At 41.6% G+C, this 5,028-nt stretch carries 5 protein-coding genes and 1 pseudogene; 5 read left to right on the plus strand and 1 reads right to left on the minus strand.

The genetic code is table 11. The features are described 5' to 3' along the window. Positions 1–824: pseudogene (locus tag LC574_RS26210) on the minus strand (DUF2157 domain-containing protein); the annotation flags it as partial. An 87-nt stretch (positions 825–911) separates the two neighbouring features. Between LC574_RS26210 and LC574_RS26215 the strand changes: the two are divergent. From LC574_RS26215 to LC574_RS26235, 5 genes are all read left to right on the plus strand, one after another. Continuing rightward, positions 912–2,102 carry an aminotransferase class V-fold PLP-dependent enzyme gene (locus tag LC574_RS26215; RefSeq protein WP_229456457.1) on the plus strand — a complete coding sequence of 397 codons (1,191 nt, stop codon included), beginning with the start codon at positions 912–914 and terminating at the stop codon, positions 2,100–2,102. 37 nt (positions 2,103–2,139) lie between these two features. After that, on the plus strand, positions 2,140–2,376 hold the full coding sequence (locus LC574_RS26220; RefSeq protein ID WP_229456459.1) for a hypothetical protein: 237 nt from the start codon (positions 2,140–2,142) through the stop codon (positions 2,374–2,376). A gap of 386 nt (positions 2,377–2,762) precedes the next feature. Then, complete coding sequence (locus LC574_RS26225; protein ID WP_229456461.1) at positions 2,763–3,308, plus strand: ATP-binding protein; 546 nt, start codon at positions 2,763–2,765, stop codon at positions 3,306–3,308. Between the two features lie 174 nt (positions 3,309–3,482). Then, positions 3,483–4,589, plus strand: a complete 1,107-nt coding sequence (locus LC574_RS26230; RefSeq protein ID WP_229456463.1) for a glycosyl transferase — start codon at positions 3,483–3,485, stop codon at positions 4,587–4,589. A 2-nt stretch (positions 4,590–4,591) separates the two neighbouring features. Beyond that, positions 4,592–4,921 (plus strand): hypothetical protein, encoded by a 330-nt coding sequence (locus LC574_RS26235; protein ID WP_229456464.1) that lies wholly within the window; start codon positions 4,592–4,594, stop codon positions 4,919–4,921. Positions 4,922–5,028: the final 107 nt, after the last annotated feature.

Genomic DNA, 5,028 nt, shown 5'->3' on the forward strand with positions numbered 1-5,028 from the left:
GCAACACCCGTGAGAGTTATAGGCGTAACTAGCCATAAGGCTCCCCAACGAGCTTGTCCATCAGCTATGCCATACCAAGATGATTCTGCATTCATCCACAATACCAAAAAACTAGCGGCTGCTAGTCCTAAACCGATGTCCCATCCACTACGTTGCCATAGCCCTTCACTAAGGCTAAATACCCATTCTGCAACCATCAAAGCTAATAAAATACTTGCCCAGACTTGGTGATTCAGGGTTGGTAATAACCAATTAATGGTAAAGCAAAAAGTCAGCACTCCCATGATGTGAGTTAGATATATCAGGGGAAGAGATGAGGGGGATCGGCGTTGAGTGACAAATGCCAGAGTAATTGTGGAAAATAGCAGATTTAGCGATCGCAATGCGGGATTTACTATTGCGATCGTTGTTAAAAAAGCTCCAAATAACAGGGTGAGCAGTTCGCCAAATTTAGCCAATTCTCGCTTTTGGCTGCGATGCAGGCTATCTGTGAGTGCCACCATCAAAATTATGTATGGAAATAAAGCTACACCCAGCAACGCCCAAGGTTCATTTTGAGAATTGGTAAGTTGAGTACCAGTTGCGATCGCTAATTTCTGTAAGCTATCAGGTACTAATCGCCAACCTAGCCAAATCGTCTGTAACCCAATGACGAAAACTGCTGCGAAGTCTACCTTTAAACTGTACTGCCGCAAGCGACTTCCCACAAACCACAAACCCAAAGCACTTACAGCTATTGCTTGCCAAGGATAATTTACTACCGAAACTAGCCAACCCAGGAAGAGTAGAATGCTGCCAAGTCTTTCCCAGAGTAAGAGGGATGAGGGGGATGAGGGGGATGAGTAAAAAATAACTAACGATCAATGAATTTTGACTAATCCAAAATCTACAATCTAAAATCTAAAATTGGTATGACCAGTACTTCTGCCACACAAACCAGGTTGCATAGCCATCGAGAGCAATTTCCAGCTTTGGCAAATAAGGCTTATTTCAATTATGGGGGACAAGGGCCGATGCCTCAAAGGGCAATGGATGCGATCGCCCAAACTCAAGCTTATGTTCAGCAAATAGGCCCCTTTGGTAATGAGGCGTATCGCTGGATGGCGCCACAGACTAAAGCCGCAAGAGAAGCGATCGCTTCAGAGTTACATGCACCAAGCGAAACAATTACTCTTACGCAGAATGTCACTGTTGGCTGTAATATCGCTCTATGGGGCATCGAGTGGCGTGCTGGCGACCATCTGCTGCTTTCGGATTGCGAACATCCAGGTGTAATTGCCATAACCCAGGAAATCGCCCGAAGATTTGCTGTAGAAGTTACTACCTGTCCCCTAAAAGCAACTTTAAATGAGGGCGACCCTGTAAAAGTTATTGCCCAGCACTTACGTCCTAATACCCGCCTTGTAATACTAAGTCATGTTTTCTGGAATACTGGTCAAGTTTTACCTCTTGATAAAATCGCCGAAGTATGCAGAAATAATCATTCTTTTTTACTGATAGATGCTGCCCAATCTGCTGGTTTGTTGCCTTTAAACTTAACTGAATTGGGAGTAGATTTTTATGCTTTCACTGGTCACAAATGGTTATGTGGCCCTGCGGGTGCTGGTGGCTTGTATGTCCGACCAGAAGCACGAGAAAGCCTGAAACCTACATTTATTGGTTTTAATGGCATTGTTGTGGATAGTCAATCTCAGCTTGTGGATTGGCTTCCAGATGGGCGACGATATGAAGTGTCTACATTAGCTTATCCGTTGTATGTTGGGTTACGAGAGGCGATCGCAATCCATCAGCAATGGGGAACCTCACAGGAACGTTACGAGCAAATTTGTCAGAATAGTAACTACCTCTGGCGGCGCTTAGTGGCGTTACCTGATGTCAAGTGTCTGCGAACTTCCCCACCCGAAAGCGGTATCGTCTCGTTCCAACTCATAAATAATCAGCCCCAAGCTCATTTGAAGTTGGTGCAGTTTTTAGATTCACAAAAGATATTAACTCGGACAATTGCCGATCCTAGTTGTATACGCGTTACCGTCCATTACTTGACTTTAGAATCGGAAATCGACCAATTGCTTGAGGCGATTCAAAGTTTTTGCAAAATGTAGGCTAAGTACAGCTTTGCGTGAAATCGTAGCGTTTTTAATGCAAGGGGACGCATTGGCATTGTCAGTCGATGCGTTGGCATTGTTAGCCGATGCATTGGCATTGTCAGTCGATGCATTGGCATTGTCAGTCGATGCGTTGGCATTGTCAGTCGATGCGTTGGCATTGTCAGTCGATGCATTGGCATTGTCAGTCGATGCATTGGCATTGTCAGCCGATGCATTGGCATTGCCAAATTTAATTCGTTACGAATTACAGCTATTTTCAGGTAAATAGACCACGCGGTAGGGGTAAAGCGCATTGCTCATTGGTGTCAACTTAAGCTAAAAATCGCTTATCTGTTGGCTTCCACGCCCGCCCAGAAATGAATTTCAGGGCTTATAGCTAAAGTCTACTAAAGTAGACTAAAGATTTTTGGCTATATTTAGTCATCTTCAGATGACTTTTACTATTAGCAAGGAACTTCAGTTCCTTGCGGGACATGGCTTTTACGTTAAGTTGACACCAATGAGCATTGCTAAACCCCTACAACAGATGTGGTTCAAATACATGAAAACTGCTGTAATGAAATGCTGTACTAAGTAGGCTGTGCTGTAACGCACTTTTACTAGTGCGTTATGCTATCTCAAGCTAAGAGGCTGTACTTAACTCTGCTGAACTAAATGAAAACCCTTTATTTACTTTGTGGCTTGGCGTTTTCCGGTAAAAGTACCTTGGCTAAAGCAATAGTCAATTACCTAAACTGTGCATCTGTAAGTCTGGATGATATCAATAAAGAGCGAGGACTTGGTTTTGGTGGAGATGGTATTTCCGTTGAAGAGTGGGAAAATACTCACCAGTTCGCAATTGGTATTTTGGATAATTTAATGCAGCTAGAAGAAGACATCGTTCTTGATGATACAAACTGTTTTCGTTGGTTGCGTGACAGATTTAGAGAGGTCGCCAAACGACATAATTATGAAACCAGAGTAATTTACCTCGATGTTTCGCTAGAGGAAATTTACATAAGAATGCAAATGAATGAACAGACTAAAAAACGTCAAGGAATCAAAAAGGAAATTTTCGCCGAACTAATGCAAAATTTTCAGCTTCCTGAAGTAGATGAAAATATTTTGCTATTCCAGAATGAATGCACTATCAAAGATTGGCTAGAACTCAATTGTATTATCGAACAGAATTCAGGAGTCAGGAGTCAGAATTCAGAATGAATTCTGTACGAAAAAGCGGATGAATAATCGGCGTTTTTGCACCCCCACCAAATTGAAAATTTGGTGGTCAACAAGAAAGTCGCGGGTCTGAATCCCCGACTGATTGATTCTGACTCCTGAATTCTGACTTCTGAATTCTTCTTCAACAAATAATTCATAATTTTTAACATTAAAATGGAACGCCCAATTTTATACTTAGCCATAACTAACCACGGTTTTGGTCATGCTACCCGCATTGCTTCTATAGCTGCGACAATTCAAAAATTATGTCCAGAAGTTCTGCTAATTCTCGTAACTACTGCCCCGCGCTGGTTGCTAGAGTGCTACATAGAAGGCGATTTTATCTATCGTCCCCGTGCATTTGATTTGGGTGTGGTGCAAACCGATAGTTTGACAATGGATAAAGTAGCGACTTTAGAAAAGTTGCTCGATATTAAGAAGCATCAAAATTCGCTCATTGCTTCAGAAGTGAATTTTATCCGCCAAAATCGCGTTAATCTCATTTTGGCAGACATTCCCTTCCTCGCTCCTGGATTTGCCAAAGGTGCAAATATTCCCTGCTGGATGATGAGTAACTTTGGCTGGGATTTTATCTACCGAGATTGGGGAGGCGAATTTACCGCAGTTGCAGATTGGATTAGTGATTGGTACTCAAAGTGCGATCGCTTATTTCGTCTCCCCTTCCACGAACCGATGCAAGCTTTTAATAATATCACAGATGTCGGTTTAACAGGCGGTTCCCCCCGTCACTCTGCTGATGATTTACGTTCTTTTTGGGGAATAACTGCACCAGTGGAAAAAACTATTTTGTTGACCTTTGGCGGTTTGGGTTTACAGCAAATTCCCTACGATAACCTGCGGCGATTCCCAGATTGGCAATTTATCGTCTTTGATCAATCTGCCCCTGATTTACCTAATTTAGTGAAAATTGATGACCGCAAATACCGCCCTGTAGATTTTATGCCTATTTGTGGACGAGTTGTTTCTAAACCTGGTTACAGTACTTTTTCTGAAGCCGCACTAGTAGGAGTACCTATTGTTACTATCCCCCGTGAGGACTTTGCCGAAGCAACTTTTCTAATAGAAGGCATAACAAATTATAACCAGCATCAAATCATTACCCCATCTGAATTTTTTCAAGGGACTTGGGATTTTCTGCGTGAGTTACCTCAATTACCAAAGCAATTTGAATTAATTGCTAAAGATGGTAATGAAGCGATCGCTCATGCTGTAATTAATTATTTCGAGTCGAATAAAGTTCTTCAAAACACCATCAATTAATAATGGAATCTCCAGCAATAGATAAAGAAACTTTAGAATTAGCCACCCAAGATGTGCGTCGAGTTCTAGAAAGACAAAAAGAAGAACGGCAAATTTTAATTACTCAGATGAACATTCTATTTGTTACAAACAGCGCTATACTAAGTTTTCTAACAATATCGAAATTGATTACCGAAGAAGAATTCAGAATTCAGGAGCCAGAATCCAGAATGGATTCTGTGCGACTGGATGGAGAATCGAGGTTTAAAGCCCCCGATTTTAATCGTGGAGAAGAAAAAATTCTTTCTTTATTGAAACCCCTGACTTTAGGCATGGGGTATTCTGAATTCTGAATTCTGTCTTCTGACTCCTTCTCATTCAGTTTCTGTCACAAGGCGGAGTTTTAAAGTTGTTCAATAAATTATTAAATAAGTTATTTAACATCTCAAAATTATAGAAG

Origin of the sequence: Nostoc sp. CHAB 5715 (genome assembly GCF_020829685.1) — a bacterium.
GTDB lineage: Bacteria > Cyanobacteriota > Cyanobacteriia > Cyanobacteriales > Nostocaceae > Nostoc.

Excerpts from the sequence above, each read along its gene's own strand:
- LC574_RS26215 (WP_229456457.1), top strand. The coding sequence starts at position 912 with ATGACCAGTACTTCTGCCACACAAACCAGGTTGCATAGCCATCGAGAG.
- LC574_RS26230 (WP_229456463.1), top strand. The coding sequence starts at position 3,483 with ATGGAACGCCCAATTTTATACTTAGCCATAACTAACCACGGTTTTGGT.
- LC574_RS26220 (WP_229456459.1), top strand. The coding sequence starts at position 2,140 with ATGCAAGGGGACGCATTGGCATTGTCAGTCGATGCGTTGGCATTGTTA.
- LC574_RS26225 (WP_229456461.1), top strand. The coding sequence starts at position 2,763 with ATGAAAACCCTTTATTTACTTTGTGGCTTGGCGTTTTCCGGTAAAAGT.
- LC574_RS26235 (WP_229456464.1), top strand. The coding sequence starts at position 4,592 with ATGGAATCTCCAGCAATAGATAAAGAAACTTTAGAATTAGCCACCCAA.